Annotated in this window: 1 protein-coding gene; it reads left to right on the top strand. The window is 58.6% G+C overall.

The features are described 5' to 3' along the window. Positions 1 to 324 (top strand): 4Fe-4S dicluster domain-containing protein (locus PZH32_RS12135; protein ID WP_275208509.1); only part of this gene is annotated, 324 nt, incomplete at both ends.

Raw genomic sequence — 324 nt, forward strand, 5'->3', positions numbered from 1 at the left:
TGCAAGATGGAGAACAACGTTGCCTTGTGCGAGTACTGGAACAAGGTGATTATCGATGGACCCCATGGCACGTTCCCGGACGTAGAGGAGTACTGGCTGCCCACCATGTGCCAGCAGTGCGAGAACTCTCCGTGCACCCATGTGTGCCCCACGGGCGCCAGCTATCGCAACGAGGACGGCGTCGTGCTCATCGACAAGTCGGTGTGCATCGGCTGCAAGTACTGCATGATGGCCTGCACCTACGGTGTGCGTAACTGGAACAAGGAGCAGAACGTTGTGGAGAAGTGCACGCTGTGCCAGCATCTGACGAGCCAGGGCAAGGAG

Source organism: Adlercreutzia equolifaciens, assembly GCF_029076695.1.
GTDB lineage: Bacteria > Actinomycetota > Coriobacteriia > Coriobacteriales > Eggerthellaceae > Adlercreutzia > Adlercreutzia equolifaciens_A.